The following is a 16,144-nucleotide window of genomic DNA, read 5'->3' as shown; positions in this document are numbered from 1 at the left end:
TTACGTTAAATCTTTAACCGATTAAACTATTTTAACACAAAAGAGTTGCAATATTCATTAAAAATAAGGAATAAAAAGAGGCAGTTTTTCACTGCCTCTTTTGTTTATTGTAGTTTTAACTTAACACATAGAGAATTTTGATTCAATAATACATGTTTCTTACGGTTGTCGATAGTCATTTTGCGGTTTAACAATTCCTGGTCTACGTTTCGATAATGGAACAGATACTCGAAATAGGATTTGGACCATCCCATGTAAATCAAATGGAAGGAATGGCCACATGTATGGTGTGTTAAGAGATTTTGTTGCTACTAGTAAAAGCACAAACAGCGTCGAGCCAATGATAAATCCGTTCACACCCCAAAAAACGGTAATTAATAGTAATACCGTTCGTGCAATTTTATTTGCAACGCTTAATTCATAGCTTGGTGTTGCGAAAGCTCCTATGGCACTTATGGAAACATATAAAATCACTTCGGGCATAAACAAACCGACATCAATTGCAATTTGACCAATCAGTACTGCTGCAATTAACCCCATTGCAGTCGAAAGTGGGGTTGGGGTATGAATAGCGGCCATGCGGAGAAATTCAATTCCAATATCAGCCATAAGAATTTGTAAAAAAACTGGAATATTCCCTTCCTCATTCGGTCCTATAAATTCCAATCCTTGTGGTAATAATGTTGGATCCTCAACAAACAAAAACCAAAGGGGCAATAAGAATATAGATGCAAGTACTCCTAGGAAACGAATCCACCTTACGAATGTTCCAATAGCTGCAGATTGACGATATTCTTCTGCATGCTGAACATGATGAAAATACGTTGTTGGAGTAATAATCATACTTGGGGAAGTATCGACCATTAAAATAACATGCCCTTCAAATAAATGTGCCGATGCTACATCTGGTCTTTCCGTATACCTTACGAGTGGAAATGGATTAAATCCTTGGCTAATAAAAAATTCCTCTAATGTTTTATCGGCCATCGGCATCCCGTCAATGTCAATTTGCTCCATTTCGTTTTTTAACAATTTTACGAGTTCTGGGTTAGCCACGTCTTGAAGATACATTAAACATACATCCGTTTTGGAACGTTCCCCAACCTTCGTAATTTCCACTCGAAGTCTTTCATCACGTATTCGCCTTCTCGTTAATCCTGTATTCTCAATAATATTCTCTGTATATCCATCACGGGAACCACGAACTACCTTTTCTGTATCTGGTTCTTTCGGTCCACGACCCGGGTATTGACGAACATCTACAACTAGAGCTTCACTTACACCATCTATAAAAATAACAATTAAACCAGATAATAATTGATCAACCGCCTCATCCATATGCTTTACTTCTGTTACTTGTTGATGGACAAGCCGATTATAGACAATCTCTTTTAGTTTTTTCACATTCGATTCTTTATCGTTTATTTCAACGAGCATTTTAATAATTTGTACGATTACCGATGTATCACATAAACCAGTTAGATAGTATAGATGAACGTCTTTTTTTAAAATTTCGAGTTGGCGAAAACCAAGATCAAAGGATACACCAACCCCAACCCTTTCCTTCATATACGATTCTATTTCTTTAAGTGAATCTGGAACCTCTATTTTCTGTGATGTAGCCATAAACGAAAAACCCTTTCCATCTCTTATCCTTTTGGTTTAAAAAATACTGCAACTAGAAAGCCAAACAAGATTGCGGATGCAATTCCTGCTGATGTTAACTGGAAAATTCCAATAGCTAAACCAACAACACCGTGATCATCCGTGCTAGCTTGCTCCATTGCACCATGCAATAAGGAATGGCCAAAGCTGGTAATTGGAACGGTTGCACCAGCACCGGCAAATTCAATTAACTTATCATAAATATTAAAACCATCTAAAATAGCTCCTATGACAACAAAAGAAGACAATACATGTCCTGGTGTTAATTTTGCTATATCCAATAGTAATTGACCTATTACACAAATTGCTCCTCCGACAACAAAAGCCCAAACATAAATCACGATGATGTCAGCTCCTCTCGCATCAGCACCACACTGTGTGCAATACAAGGTATTGTTTCTTTTTGTTGAATCATTGTTGGACTATGCAGTGCACCTGTTGCAACAACCAATACCTTGGAAAGATTTCCTTTACGAAGCTCTGAGAGGATATGTCCATACGTAACAACTGCTGAACAAGCAGCACCACTCCCTCCAGCAAATACTGGTTGGTCACTATTGTAGATCATCACACCACAATCATTATGCACCTCATCAATGTTAATACCATCTTCTTTTAACATATCTTTTAGTACAGGACTGCCCACTCGTGAAAGATCACCTGTTAAGATTAAATCATAGTCATTAGGAGTTCTGCCTAAATCATTTAAATGGGTTTTAATTGTGTCATAAGCTGCAGGCGCCATCGCCGAGCCTAGATCAAAGGGATCTCCCATGTTATAGTCCATTATTTTTCCAATTGTTGCACTTTCTATTCGGATTAAACTCGGATTTCTAGAAACGAGCGCACTTCCAGCACCTGTAATCGTAGTTGTTGCCGTTTTAGGCTTTTGCCCACCATATTCCGTAGGATAACGAAATTGTCTTTCAGCAGTTGCATTGTGACTACTTACTGCCGCAATAGCATTATTAATAAATCCACCATCAACTAATGCACTTGCTACTGCTAATGTTTCCATCGATGTGGAACAAGCACCAAACATCGTTAGTATTGGAATTTGTAATGCTCTTCCTACATAATTAGTAGAAACATTCTGATTTAGCAGGTCTCCACTTAACATTAGGTCAATTTGATCTTTTTGTAGGTTTGCCTTTTGCATGCACAATTCAATTGCCTGCTGTAAAATTCTTCTTTCTGCCTTTTCCCAATTATCTTCATGGCAATGAAGCTCGTCATAAGTAATATCAAACGTTTCACTTAAAGGCCCCTGTGCTTCCATTGGTCCAGCAACTGTAGCAGATTCATTTAAGTATATCTTGTTTTCATAAAACCAGGATTGAATACCACGTTTTCTCAAGCTATTTGACCTCCTACATCACTGAGTTATTAACAAGCGAATAATACCAACGATATAAGCTGAAACGGTACCAAAAACAATAACCGAGCCCGCTAGTTTAAACATATTGCTACCAACACCTAAAACCAATCCTTCGCTTCTATGTTCTAGTGCTGCACTTGTTATTGCATTAGCGAATCCAGTAATCGGTACTGCAGAGCCTGCTCCTGCAAACTGACCTAATTTATCGTACACTCCAAATCCCGTAAGTAGGGAAGAAATTAATATCAAAGTAGATGCTGTTGGATTAGCTGCATCCTTTTTACTAAAGTCAAATACATTCATATAGAAATCCATTAGTAGTTGGCCAAATACACAGATTAGACCACCTACAACAAAAGCCTTTAAGCAATTAATTAGTAGATTCGGTTTTGGCTGATAGGGTTTAACAGCTTGTTTGTAATTTTGAGCAGTAAATTTTTTACCCATTTTAAATCCCCCTATTTATTTAACAAATACAATCCATTGAAATAGTGATCCAACTATTTTTCCAAATACAATCGCCATTAAAAAAATGAGCATTTGGCTTTCCATACCAATTCTTTTCGTAAGAAGGGGAAATACATTTAATACTTCCGTAAGCGCCGCAGCTAACATGCCAATAAATACGCCGTGAAATAGTCCCCATATCATTTCAAAAACAGCTGGTAAATGGAGTACCATCGCGCTAAATGATAAAAGTGTTCCAAACATTGCTCCGGCAATAACGCTAAACTCATAATACTGTATGGAATGTAGCGTTTTACTAAGTTGGACTAATCTTGGAATGATACCTAACACAGTTAAAAATGCGACAAATCCAGCACCGACCATAAGCCCAGAAGCGAATCCTATTATCGCCTCTAGTAGTTTAATCATCATTTTTATTTTTACTCATTTCATTTTCATGAATAATGACATAATGGTCTAAGTTTTGTTGATAGTTATGGATTTCTACTTCTAACGGGCTCGGTTCTTCATTAATTCGCTTTTTGAATACATGATTAAAGAACAAGATCATACCTAATCCTAACCCAAAAGAATAAGGAATTTGTAACCATAAAGGGTATGCTTCTGTTTTTCCTGTCAACATGAAATGTAACTTTTGTTGAACTTCCTGCATACTTACATCATAGTGAAAATTCATAATCGCCATTCCACTACCAATAAACAATAGAACCCATATAAACGATACGATGAATAGTTTCGGTTTCTTTTTTTGTGGAGCGATATAAGCAATGGTTTGATTAGGACCAACCGTTTGCACATCCAGATTTGGATGCTGAGACCTTATTTTTTCAATAACGGAAAAGACATCTAATACGACAATGTTTTTATCCTCTTCTTTTACTTGATAAATAAAGCTTCCTTCCAAAAGATTTTTCCAATGTTCATTTGCTGATATATACGCAATATCTTTAAGTAAGAGCTTTTTACCTTTTGGAATTTTTATTTTGTTTTTTAGCCTTAAGTAGATTTGATCCCCCATCTATATCCCTCCCTTAAAGACTTGTTTTACTTATTATGTGTCATGCAGGTTTTGTTCATGCAAAAAGGGTGAGGACTACTTTTTTAAAAGTAGTCCTCACCCTTTAAAGTAATTTTACGTTTTTAGTTGATCTCGAATATTATCCAATATTTTCTTTTCTAACCTAGAAACTTGAACTTGCGAAATATCTAATCGTTCTGCAACTTCTGATTGTGTTTGATCTTTGAAATATCGCAAATATATGATTAAACGTTCTCGTTCATCTAACGTACGTATTACCTCTTTAAGGGCAATTTTATCAAACCATTTAGAATCATCATCTGACATCTGATCTAATAACGTTATCGGATCCCCATCATTTTCATAAACGGTTTCATGGATAGAATGAGGCGATCTGGAAGCCTCTTGAGCAAAAACAATATCTTCAGGAGTAATCTCCAAAGCAGTTGCCAGCTCCTGAATAGACGGAGAGCGTCCGAGTTCCTTTGTTAATTCATCTCGCTTTTTACGAATTTTATTACCAGTTTCTTTAAGAGAACGACTAACCTTTATACTACCATCATCACGAATAAATCGTTGAATTTCACCGATAATCATAGGAACCGCATAGGTTGAAAACTTTACGTCATAGGATAAGTCAAATTTGTCAATTGATTTTAGTAAACCAATACAACCAATTTGAAATAAGTCATCCGCATCATATCCACGATTTAAAAATCGTTGAACGACAGACCATACGAGTCGAGTGTTTTTTTCCACTAACCTATCTCGTGCAGTCTGATCCCCTTGCTGACTATCAAATATCAATTTTTTTACTTCTTTATCAGACAATTGCTTATCCTTCTTGGACTGCTTCAAATCCACATCCATAGACATATCCCCTTAACTACACAAGGTTTGACGCTTTTTTAAAGTATTTTTTCAATCGTACGGTTGTACCCATTCCTTTTGCGGATTGAATCTCAATTTCATCCATGAAATTCTCCATAATGGTAAAACCCATCCCAGAACGTTCTAATTCCGGCTTAGAAGTATATAAAGGTTGTTTCGCTTCTTCTAAATCATCTATACCGATACCTTCATCCTTTATTTCTATATCCACAAATTGATCTTCTATCACACAATGGACGTACACTTTGCCGTCTGGATTATTTTCATAGCCATGTATAATTGCATTCGTAACAGCCTCTGAAACTACCGTTTTAATTTCCGTTAGTTCATCCATGGTTGGATCGAGCTGTGCTACAAAAGCAGCAATTGTTACCCGAGCAAAGGATTCATTTTCACTTAGCGCCGAAAATTCTACACGCATCTCATTTCTCATGATGCCACCCCCAAACTTTTCAGCGCATTTGCTTCATCCTCTGCCAAACGGACAATTTTAAATAATCCTGATAGTTCAAACATCCGTTTTACAACTGGGGAAACAGAACAAACTACCATCTCTCCACCGATTTCTTTTAACTCTTTATATCTACCTAAAATAACACCCAATCCAGAACTATCCATAAAACTTAACGTTTCCATATTTACGACAACATCTTTAATATCCGCTTTTTCCATTTCCTTTTGCCACTTTACTTTTAAACTTTCAGAGGTATGGTGGTCCAATTCTCCTGAAAGTCTAACTAATAACACATGATTTTTACTTTCAAAATGTACAGAAAGACTCAAAAGTATATGCCTCCTTTTTCTTATGCTACATTCGAGTCTTTCTACTTTTCCTTTACATTTTCCTGCTTGTTGACAAAAGTAGTGTGATTTCGTCGATAATTTTACTCATCATTTTTTACGATTGACTAAAATGTTTCATCGAACGCTTCATTAAAGTCCAAATACCCGCTTGTTCTACATTTTGTTGGACAACTAATGGGGTTTCAGATACTACCTTTCCGTTAACCTTTACCTTTAATGTACCAACCTGTTGGCCTTTCTTAATTGGTAGAGTTAGGTTTTTATCGTATTCAATAACCTCTTCCATATCACTAATTTCTTCACCATTTTTTATTAAAAGGGATACTTTGTCTTCTGTTACTACCTCTATTTTTTCATTTTCAGCTCGTAGCAGCTTTAGGTCATCTATAGTTTGATGTCTTTCATATACAGGCTTTGTATTATATTGGGAGAATGCATAATCTAACATCTTTGATATGTCTGTATTACGCTTCTTTGTCGTATCTACACCCATTGCTACCGCAATCACACGCATATCCTCTCGTTTCGCTGTAGCTGTTAAGCAATATTTTGCTTCACTTGTATAACCAGTTTTCAATCCATCTACACCTTTATAAAATTTGACTAGCTTATTTGTATTCACTAACCAAAACTCATCTTCTGTCCCTTTTCTTAAATAATCTTCATATATGCTCGTATATTTTGTAATCTCTTCGTACTTTAATAATTCTTTCGCCATCATTGCCATGTCGTGTGCTGTACTATAATGATTATCTGCAGGAAGTCCAGTTGTATTTACAAAATGCGTATTTTTAAGACCAAGATTTTTTGCTTTTTCATTCATCTTTTGAACAAATGCTTTTTCACTACCAGCTATACGCTCAGCTAGTGCAACAGAAGCATCATTACCTGATGCAACAGCTACACCTTTCAAGAGATCTTCAACTGTCATCTCTTCCCCAGCTTCTAAAAAGATTTGGGATCCTCCCATTGAAGCTGCGTATTCACTTACTCTCACTTTTTCATCCAATTTGATTTTTCCGTCTTCTAAAGCTTCCATAATTAAAATTAACGTCATTATTTTCGTCATACTTGCAGGAGGAAGTCTGTCATTGGATTTCTTTTCATATAAAATTTCTCCTGTATCTTTTTCAATCAAGATAGCCGACTTGGAATTTTCAGCTATATCCATTTGCTCTGTAGACTCTTCAGCATTAATAGGAAGAACTACAAATGTAAATAATAAACATTGTAATGAAATGAATGTTGCAATTTTCTTCATTAGTTTCCCTCCATTCCTATTGCTACATATTTTTTCCATGATTGCTTAAATTTATAAGTAATAAAGTGGATTATTTTTGGAATTGCATAAGATGGCGTCATGGCACCTATTACAAATTGCTATGTAAAAAGCTGTTTTCTTCGTTTTCATACTGTTTACAAAAAGTATTTTCCTGTTTAAATTAATCTCCCCAAATGAAAAAGCTGCAGGAAATCATAGATTTCCTGCAGCTTTTTATTAAAATTTATTGTTTTACAATCTCATGGATAAGTTTTGGTGGTTCCACCTTATTGGTCGTAACGGTTATATTGTTGTACAGCTTTTGTTTAATTGCTTCTACGTCGGGTTGGTTTGCATAAATTGTTATCATGGATTCACCTTTTTGAACAGGATCACCAATTTTTTTATTTAATACAAGTCCAACTGCTAAATCAATTTCTGATTCTTTTGTTGCACGTCCAGCCCCTAAAAGCATTGCAGCATTCCCAATTTCATCAGCTACAATTTCTTTAATATATCCATCTTCTTGGGCTTCTAGCTCAAATTTATACGAGGCTTGTGGGAGAAGATCTGGATTATCAACAATTTCTTCATTGCCCCCTTGGGATTTTAGGAAGGTTTTGAATTTATCCAGTGCTTTTCCGGAACGAATACTCTCTTCAAGCTTTGCTCTAGCATCTTCTAATGATGATGCTTTACCCGCTAAATAGACCATTTGACTACCTAATGTTAAGCTTAATTCCGTTAAATCTAAAGGCCCGTTCCCACTTAAAGTCTCAATCGCTTCTTTTACTTCTAGTCCATTACCAATCGCTCTGCCTAATGGTTGACTCATATCACTTATTACAGCCATCGTATTTCTTCCTACTCGATTACCGATAGACACCATTGCTTGTGCTAATTCTTTCGCGTCCTCTATATTTTTCATAAAGGCTCCTGCCCCAGTCTTTACATCTAGGCAAATAGCATCAGCACCTGCTGCAATTTTTTTACTCATAATGGAGCTTGCTATAAGGGGAATTGAGTTGACAGTTGCTGTCACATCTCTTAAGCTATATAGTTTTTTATCTGCTGGTGTTAAATTTCCCGACTGGCCAATGACGGCAACTTTGTTTTCGTTTACAAGTTTAATAAATTCCGCATTGTCTATTTCAACATGAAAGCCTGGAACAGATTCTAATTTGTCAATCGTACCACCAGTATACCCAAGCCCTCTGCCGCTCATTTTAGCAACGGGAACGTCTAAAGATGCAACTAAAGGCGCGAGTACTAATGTAGTCGTATCCCCTACTCCACCTGTAGAATGCTTGTCTACTTTAACGCCCGCTATAGAGGATAAATCAATTGTATCCCCAGAGTGGACCATAGCCATAGTCAAATTTGCTCTTTCCTCTTCTGTCATACCTTGAAAATAAATGGCCATACAAAAAGCACTTGCTTGGTAATCAGGTATATCTCCTTTTGTATAACCCGTTACAAAAAAATCAATTTCTTCTTTTGTTAATTCTTTACCATCTCGTTTTTTTGCAATAATATCATACATTCTCATATTGGGTTTCCCCCTATTTATTCTTCAGGAAGTGATTGAACAACATCTTTTACGAAATTTAAAAAGTCTTGTTTTACTTTCTCAGTCGTTTCCATAACCTCATCGTGCGTTAAAGGCTGATCTAAAATTCCAGCAGCCATATTCGATATACATGAGATACCTAATACCTTTAAACCAGTGTGATTTGCTACGATAACTTCTGGTACAGTGGACATACCAACAGCATCTCCACCTAGTGTACGGAGCATTCGTATTTCGGCTCCTGTTTCATAAGAAGGACCTGTATTACCAACATACACCCCTTTTTGAATGGAAAGGTTTAATTTCTTTGCACTCTTTTCCGCGTGTTGAATGAGACTACGATCATACGCCTCTGACATATCCGGAAAGCGCGCACCGAAAGTTTCATCATTTGGTCCAATTAATGGATTGTTTCCCATCATATTAATATGGTCTGTAATAATCATTAAATTGCCAGGCTCAAAGCTTTCGTTAATTCCGCCTGCAGCATTGGTTACAATGAGCTTTTCCACACCTAATTGCTTCATAACACGTACCGGAAAGGTTACTTGCTCCATGGAATACCCCTCGTAATAATGGAATCTTCCCTGCATCGCAACAACTTGTTTTCCTTGTAATGACCCAATTACTAATTGCCCTTTATGTCCAGCAACAGTGGATTTGGGAAAATGAGGTATTTCTCCATAAGGGATTTTAACCGCTTCTTCAATTTCATCCCCTAAAACACCAAGACCAGAGCCCAAAATCAAACCAATATTTGGTGTTTTTCCTGCTAATTTTGATTCAATGTACGATTTTGCTTCTTGTATTTTTTGTGCGTTCATTTTTTTGCTCCTAACTTATAGATCTTTTAAGAAACTTTCTCCGTATTTTGGCATTGTGACGCCATAGTTTTCTGCAACAGTTGCTCCGATATCAGCAAAGGTTTTACGTTGTGCTAATTCTTTACCTTGTTCAATACCTTTATAATAAACGATCAAAGGTACAAGTTCTCTCGTATGGTCTGTTCCGTGATGCACTGGGTCATTCCCATGATCGGCCGTAATAATTAATAAATCATCGTCTTGTAGCTTTTCTAAAACCTCTGGTAAACGCTGATCGAAAGCTTCTAATGCTTCGCCATAGCCTTTTGGATCGCGACGATGTCCATATTTTGCATCAAAGTCCACTAAGTTTAGAAAATTTAACCCTTTAAAGTCCTTATCCATTGAAGAAACGAGCTTATCCATTCCATCCATGTTATCTTTCGTACGGATTGCTTCTGTAACCCCTTCTCCATCATAAATATCCGAGATTTTACCTAAAGCAATAACATCTAACCCTGCATCTTTCATTTCGTTCATAACGGTACGACCAAACGGCTTTAAGGCATAATCGTGACGATTGGATGTACGTTCGAATGCACCAGGTTTACCGATAAACGGACGAGCAATAACACGTCCTACCATATACTTATCATTTTTCGTTAATTCTCTTGCAATTTCACAGATCCGATACTGTTCATCAATGGAAATGACTTCTTCATGAGCAGCAATTTGAAGAACAGAATCTGCAGAAGTGTACACGATAAGTGCACCGCTTTCCATATGTTCCTCGCCTAACTCATCTAGTATAGCTGTTCCAGAAGCAGGCTTATTTCCAATTACTTTCCTGCCTGTTTTCTCTTCTAACTCTTTCACTAAGTCCTCAGGAAATCCATCTGGAAATGTTTGAAATGGTGTTTCTATGTATAAGCCCATAATCTCCCAATGTCCTGTCATGGTATCTTTACCATTTGATGCTTCCCGCATCGTAGTATAATGTGCCATCGGTGTAGATGCCTTTTCAATTCCTTTAATTTCTCTTATATTACTTAATCCTAATTTCCCCATATTTGGCATTTGAAGACCATTCATATGCTCCGCTATATGTCCAAGCGTGTCTGCGCCTTTATCGTTAAATTTATCTGCATCAGGAGCTTCACCAATCCCTACTGAATCCATTACGATTAAAAATGTTCGATTAAATTTTTTCATCTGTAAATCCCTCCTATAGTATGACTTTCCCTATTTCTTCTCTTAGTATGTATGGACAATATATCATGATTCGATGGCTTTTGCGTTATGCTCTTGGATGAAAGTTTTTATAGACATCTTTAAGTCTTGCTTTTGTTACATGAGTGTAGATTTGAGTAGTCGAAATATCAGCATGACCAAGCATCTCTTGAACAGCACGCAAATCCGCACCATTTTCCAGTAAATGCGTCGCGAAAGAATGTCGTAGTGTATGTGGTGTTAATTCTTTTTTGATCCCTTTATCTTTTGCAATCGCTTTTAATATTTTCCAAAATCCTTGTCTAGACATTGGTCTACCATGATGATTTAAAAATACAGCTTCTTCCCTTTTCCCTTTTAACAATTTGCTGCGGGAATGTTCTAAGTAATTTTCAATGGCTTTTTGAGCATGTGATCCTAAAGGAATAATTCTTTCTTTAGACCCCTTACCAATACAGCGAACAAACCCCATTGTTAAATGCATATCATTCATTGTTAAGGATAACAATTCCGAAACACGGAGTCCTGTCGCATAAAGAACCTCTAACATCGCTTTGTTTCGAATCCGCAATGGATCGTTACCGCTTAAATCTAGTAACATCTCAACTTCATTACTAGACAATACCTTTGGTAGAGTTCTATTTTTCTTCGGTGTTTCAATATGTAAGCTAGGGTCATGATTCACATCATATTCTCGAATCAAAAACTGATGAAAAGAACGAATCGTTGATAGAATTCGAGCTATAGTTGAAACAGATCGATTTGCATCATATAAACTGTTTAGAAACTGCATAATGTGCACTCTTTGAACCTCTTTTACTTCTATTAATTCACATTTTTGTTGTAGAAATTTTGTATATTGTACTAAATCCCGGTTATAGGAGCTAACCGTATTTTGTGAGAGTCCCCGTTCGATCGATAAATAATGTAAATAGTCTTTCACTGCATGGTCCATTTCTTATTCCCCCAACCGAAAAAAGATAGATAGGCGATCTATCCAATTCATATCCTCCATCTCAAACACTTTCACAGCTTGTCCATCTGGCTCATCATAACGATGAAATTCATTATACTCTTCATGCATGAGTCGTAAACCATAGTAGAAAAATACCGTACATATAATAAAAATAACAAAAATTTTTGCGAACTCTTTAACATACTGAAACCATCTTGACATGGTCATATCCCCTTCATCAAAAAGATGTATTTAGTACAAGATATGCCATTTTAATCATGATTTATACTTTATTTTAACACTTTATCGAAGCTTCGAAAAATAGCTACCACGGTTTGTTCACACAAATGACGATTATGACAGAACAAGGACTAGCTCCGCTTGAGGAAAATAATAAAAACCTTTCTTCTTAACGAAAAAAAGGTTTTATAAACAAAGGATTATGAAGATTTTTCTTTCTTTCCTTGACAATTACGACATATTCCATGGAACGTTAATCGGTGGTCTTTTACTTGAAAACCCCAATCCTTTTCCACAATCTTTTCAACATCTTCTAATAAATCTTCTACGATTTCTTCAACTGACCCACAATCAATACAGACTAAATGATGGTGGAAGTGCTCTGCACCCTCTTTACGCAGGTCATATCTAGATACCCCATCACCAAAGTTTATCTTATCTACAACTTTTAACTCAGATAATAGCTCCAATGTTCGATATACCGTTGCCAATCCTATCTCAGGTGCTTTTTCTTTTACGAGGAGGTAAATATCTTCCGCACTTAAATGATCCTCTTCATTTTCTAGTAAAACGAGTACAGTTGCTTCTCGCTGCGGAGTTAATTTATAGCTTTGGGAATGTAACTGCTTCTTTATCTTTTCCAGTCGATGCTCCATCGTTCGTTCCTCCCTCGTAAATCCCACTTTCATTATAAGCAGACAGTAATATCCTGTCAAATTAAAATTATTATAAAGTGAGGGACATTTGTCGTTATAAAATTAGAATTATTTTAATGTAAGTATAACAAAATCACATATGATTATGCTACATTTTTTGCTATAAAGTCCAACCTACAACGAGACGCATTGCATGGGGAGAAACAAATGCTTCTACAACTGCTGCTACTAGGGCGACTCCTAATACCACTAAAAAAATCGTTCCATATTGTACGAAGTGTTTTTTCATCGGCAGCTTATATACTCGGGATGAAAAGAGTTTCTTTATTAAAAACAAGGAGAAAATCATTGCAAAACTACCTGCTATTAAATAGCCTGGAATAATAAAAATATTTTGTGGAGCAATGGAAGCTGTAGCTAACATAAGCCCTTGCCACCCTACTTGATTCACTAAAAATCCAACCGAAAATCCAATTACAATCCCTTTCATAAAGATAAAGATCCAAATTAATGGGATTCCAATAATCGATAGCCCTAATATAAAAATTAAAGATATATATTTGAAATGGTAGAAAAAGCTTTCCTGAAACAAATCCACCCCCGTAAGTAGGGTTCCCTCTTGAACATGCCCAAAAAATTGATGGAGGTAAAAATATAAATCTTGCTTCTGGATAAAGCTCATACTATTTACAATAACAGCACCAAATACAATTCCTACAATAAACAATATAAACATGAACATATAAATGCTACTATATTCTGAAACCTGTATTTTAGATCGAAAACTACTCTTTTTCTGTAGCATATTAATCCTCCATTCCAATTTGGTCTTTCTAGTATCTATTATTCTTTGCTTTGTTATTTCTACTCTATGAAAAAAGGCAAAAAAATAGACCAAAAGAATAGAGAGAATTTATTAATAAAAAAAAGAGAGAGATATCTGCTATATAAAAACTGCAGATATCCTTTTACTACTATGGTTTGTCCACCACTTTTCCATATTTTCCACCACCACCAGCCTGAAAGTTTAATTCTCCCTCTCTCATTTTTATTATCATTTGTACTAGTTTTTTTGAGCAAACCTTTTCTAATTGTTCCTTTGTTGCCTTATGAAGAATATACATTTCTGTACCAATTTGACTTAACATTTTTTCATACGTCTTTGGGCCAAGTGTTGGTAAGTATTCAAGTGGAGCGTGATGAATATAATTTGGTCGCTCCCGCTTAATTGGATGTTCCGCACGAAGCTCTTTAATCCGTTCTGAAACGCCCTTTATAATCGTTTTGTTACCACAGTGCTTACAAGGTTCTCCAAATGGCGTTGGTTGCAAACAATTCGCACATACCGTTGTATAATACTTCCCAAGTACAGGATTCATACCAAAGTTCGCAACAACTTTTCGTCCATTTTTATTGGATAGAGCGAGGCTGAGTTCTTGAAATGTAGGCTTAGTCATTCTAATTTTTTGATACTCTCTTGCGATTTTCTTTAATGAATGAGCATCCGAATTGGTTAGAAAGGTATATTCCCCAAGCTCCTCTATCTCATTTGCCATAGAAGTATCCGAACTTAAACCGAGTTCGACCGCATCTATTAAGTTGGGATTGAATACTTCTGTTAAGCTTTGATGGACTCCTTTGCCATAAAGACTTTTAAATGGCGTGAAAATATGTGCAGGGATAAAAAGGCCACCTAGATCCTTGACATATTCTTGAAGCTCCACGGCACTGCCATACATTCGTTGCGAGCTTAATGTAACATTGCTTACCCTCTTTTGAAACCATTGGGAAAAAGTGTGCATTTTTGCGATTGTAGGGACAAAACATAGAACATGTATGGGGCCTTTGCAATGTTGGTCATATATTTCAATCTCAGAGCCAAGTAAGAGAGTGACGTTTTCATACTGAACTCCACCCTCCTCTAATTCATATGCTTTTTTATCCCGTATTAACTGTTCTAATTCCTCTAGTACTTCTGGAACGTGTGAATCAATAATTCCGACCATATGGAGCCCTTTTCTAGCTGAAGCCTCTTTTAATATATTTGTTAACGTTAACGTTTTCGATGCCGTAATTTTAACAGGTCTCCCGCTTATCGTTCTTCCGATATGGATGTGAAGATCAACATAAAAGTCATGTAAGTCCATTTTCTACATTCCCTTGTTGTTTAAATAAAGAATGGCATAAGCCGTTTTTGCATCATAAATTTGTTTATCTGCTACAAGCTTATTGGCTTCCTCTAATGTGCATTCTCGTATTTCTACAAATTCATCCTCATCTTGGGGCAATGGGTTTTCTACCTTTATAAGGTCTTTCGCTATATAAATATGAAGCAACTCATCTGCAAACCCCGGGGATGTATAAAACGACGTAACATACGTTAAATGGTTTGTCGTATACCCTGTTTCTTCTTCTAATTCACGAATTGCGGTCACTTCTGGTTCTTCCCCTTTTTCGAGCTTTCCAGCTGGAATTTCAACAATACTTTGTTCTAATGGCTTGCGATATTGTTCTACAAGTAAAATTTTATCATCATTTGTAATTGGAATAATTGCAACAGCCCCTGGATGCTTCACCAACTCTCTTTTGGACTGTTTTCCATTAGGAAGTTCCACATCTTCATGCAAAACCTTTATGACTTTACCTTCAAAAATAGTTCTTGACTCAACTGTTTTCTCTTCAAATTTCTTCATCTTTTCACCTTCTACTATCTTTTAAGATAATAGTACCACACTTGAGATTTTTATCCTTTGCGGAAAACACCCATAAGACCTGCCATTAGTAGTAAAACGAAGGATAATATATAGAATAACGAAATACTTATAATGCCCCATATAGCAGATACAATCATAAGAATTCCACCCAACTTGTCTCTCTTTTTTACGACAACAGAGCCGATGATTCCGACGATGGAAGCAAATAAAGCAGATACCCCGAGACTGGAAACAGTAGTTGAACCTGTAAAAACCGCATCAATGGATCCTACAAACATAGCAAGAATAGAACTAAGCACCCCAAAAATACCACCAATTAATCCTAATATGAATTCCGTAATTCGTGCTGTATTAAAATTTTCTCCCATTCTTTTTCTCCTTTCTAATAAATGGATTCCGTGTCTTTATATAGATTGAATCAGAATTTACTTATCTATACTAAATTCGGGTTCTCAATTGCTTGTCATTCAAGCTCTTCTTTTCTACAATAA

At 36.2% G+C, this 16,144-nt stretch carries 20 protein-coding genes; all 20 read right to left on the bottom strand.

Annotated features, from left to right (window positions below; all coding sequences use genetic code 11):
* Positions 1-159: 159 nt before the first annotated feature.
* Positions 160-1,626 (bottom strand): spore germination protein, encoded by a 1,467-nt coding sequence (locus tag C1A05_RS05320; RefSeq protein WP_102027143.1) that lies wholly within the window; start codon positions 1,624-1,626, stop codon positions 160-162.
* 23 nt (positions 1,627-1,649) lie between these two features.
* Positions 1,650-2,006 (bottom strand): stage V sporulation protein AE, encoded by a 357-nt coding sequence (spoVAE, locus tag C1A05_RS05315; RefSeq protein ID WP_102027142.1) that lies wholly within the window; start codon positions 2,004-2,006, stop codon positions 1,650-1,652.
* Positions 2,003-3,022 (bottom strand): stage V sporulation protein AD, encoded by a 1,020-nt coding sequence (spoVAD, locus tag C1A05_RS05310; protein ID WP_102027141.1) that lies wholly within the window; start codon positions 3,020-3,022, stop codon positions 2,003-2,005. Before spoVAD ends, spoVAE begins: the two co-directional genes overlap by 4 nt.
* An 18-nt stretch (positions 3,023-3,040) precedes the next feature.
* The gene (spoVAC, locus tag C1A05_RS05305) at positions 3,041-3,490 is read right to left on the bottom strand and encodes a stage V sporulation protein AC (protein WP_102027140.1); all 450 of its coding nucleotides are present in this window, start codon (positions 3,488-3,490) and stop codon (positions 3,041-3,043) included.
* A 15-nt stretch (positions 3,491-3,505) separates the two neighbouring features.
* On the bottom strand, positions 3,506-3,922 hold the full coding sequence (locus C1A05_RS05300) for a stage V sporulation protein AB (RefSeq protein ID WP_102027139.1): 417 nt from the start codon (positions 3,920-3,922) through the stop codon (positions 3,506-3,508).
* The gene (locus C1A05_RS05295) at positions 3,912-4,529 is read right to left on the bottom strand and encodes a stage V sporulation protein AA (RefSeq protein ID WP_102027138.1); all 618 of its coding nucleotides are present in this window, start codon (positions 4,527-4,529) and stop codon (positions 3,912-3,914) included. Before C1A05_RS05295 ends, C1A05_RS05300 begins: the two co-directional genes overlap by 11 nt.
* Positions 4,530-4,643: 114 nt before the next feature.
* Positions 4,644-5,399: an RNA polymerase sporulation sigma factor SigF gene (gene sigF, locus C1A05_RS05290; protein WP_102027137.1), complete on the bottom strand. Its 756-nt coding sequence runs from the start codon at positions 5,397-5,399 to the stop codon at positions 4,644-4,646.
* Between the two features lie 16 nt (positions 5,400-5,415).
* Positions 5,416-5,853 (bottom strand): anti-sigma F factor, encoded by a 438-nt coding sequence (gene spoIIAB, locus C1A05_RS05285; RefSeq protein ID WP_102027136.1) that lies wholly within the window; start codon positions 5,851-5,853, stop codon positions 5,416-5,418.
* Positions 5,850-6,203 (bottom strand): anti-sigma F factor antagonist, encoded by a 354-nt coding sequence (gene spoIIAA, locus C1A05_RS05280; RefSeq protein WP_102027135.1) that lies wholly within the window; start codon positions 6,201-6,203, stop codon positions 5,850-5,852. Before spoIIAA ends, spoIIAB begins: the two co-directional genes overlap by 4 nt.
* Before the next feature lie 115 nt (positions 6,204-6,318).
* Positions 6,319-7,485 (bottom strand): D-alanyl-D-alanine carboxypeptidase family protein, encoded by a 1,167-nt coding sequence (locus C1A05_RS05275; RefSeq protein WP_102027134.1) that lies wholly within the window; start codon positions 7,483-7,485, stop codon positions 6,319-6,321.
* A 244-nt stretch (positions 7,486-7,729) separates the two neighbouring features.
* The gene (locus tag C1A05_RS05270; protein ID WP_102027133.1) at positions 7,730-9,034 is read right to left on the bottom strand and encodes a pyrimidine-nucleoside phosphorylase; all 1,305 of its coding nucleotides are present in this window, start codon (positions 9,032-9,034) and stop codon (positions 7,730-7,732) included.
* Positions 9,035-9,051: 17 nt separating this feature from the next.
* Positions 9,052-9,879 carry a purine-nucleoside phosphorylase gene (locus tag C1A05_RS05265; protein WP_102027132.1) on the bottom strand — a complete coding sequence of 276 codons (828 nt, stop codon included), beginning with the start codon at positions 9,877-9,879 and terminating at the stop codon, positions 9,052-9,054.
* Positions 9,880-9,894: 15 nt separating this feature from the next.
* A complete protein-coding gene (deoB, locus tag C1A05_RS05260; RefSeq protein WP_102027131.1) occupies positions 9,895-11,070 on the bottom strand; it encodes a phosphopentomutase in 1,176 nt (391 codons plus the stop codon).
* 85 nt (positions 11,071-11,155) lie between these two features.
* The gene (gene xerD, locus C1A05_RS05255; RefSeq protein WP_102027130.1) at positions 11,156-12,043 is read right to left on the bottom strand and encodes a site-specific tyrosine recombinase XerD; all 888 of its coding nucleotides are present in this window, start codon (positions 12,041-12,043) and stop codon (positions 11,156-11,158) included.
* A 3-nt stretch (positions 12,044-12,046) separates the two neighbouring features.
* Positions 12,047-12,265: a DUF4227 family protein gene (locus tag C1A05_RS05250; RefSeq protein WP_102027129.1), complete on the bottom strand. Its 219-nt coding sequence runs from the start codon at positions 12,263-12,265 to the stop codon at positions 12,047-12,049.
* A 218-nt stretch (positions 12,266-12,483) separates the two neighbouring features.
* Positions 12,484-12,939 carry a ferric iron uptake transcriptional regulator gene (gene fur / locus C1A05_RS05245; RefSeq protein WP_102027128.1) on the bottom strand — a complete coding sequence of 152 codons (456 nt, stop codon included), beginning with the start codon at positions 12,937-12,939 and terminating at the stop codon, positions 12,484-12,486.
* Positions 12,940-13,099: 160 nt separating this feature from the next.
* A complete protein-coding gene (gene spoIIM, locus C1A05_RS05240; RefSeq protein ID WP_102027127.1) occupies positions 13,100-13,744 on the bottom strand; it encodes a stage II sporulation protein M in 645 nt (214 codons plus the stop codon).
* A gap of 169 nt (positions 13,745-13,913) precedes the next feature.
* On the bottom strand, positions 13,914-15,086 hold the full coding sequence (locus C1A05_RS05235) for an endonuclease Q family protein (RefSeq protein WP_102027126.1): 1,173 nt from the start codon (positions 15,084-15,086) through the stop codon (positions 13,914-13,916).
* Between the two features lie 3 nt (positions 15,087-15,089).
* Positions 15,090-15,632 (bottom strand): NUDIX hydrolase, encoded by a 543-nt coding sequence (locus C1A05_RS05230; RefSeq protein WP_102027125.1) that lies wholly within the window; start codon positions 15,630-15,632, stop codon positions 15,090-15,092.
* A 50-nt stretch (positions 15,633-15,682) separates the two neighbouring features.
* On the bottom strand, positions 15,683-16,021 hold the full coding sequence (locus C1A05_RS05225) for a DUF4064 domain-containing protein (protein WP_102027124.1): 339 nt from the start codon (positions 16,019-16,021) through the stop codon (positions 15,683-15,685).
* Positions 16,022-16,144: the final 123 nt, after the last annotated feature.

This window comes from Salirhabdus sp. Marseille-P4669 (assembly GCF_900240405.1).
Taxonomy (GTDB): domain Bacteria; phylum Bacillota; class Bacilli; order Bacillales; family Alkalibacillaceae; genus OEQK01.
Note: the sequence above shows the minus strand (reverse complement) of the source record. Positions and strands in the feature narration are given on the sequence as shown.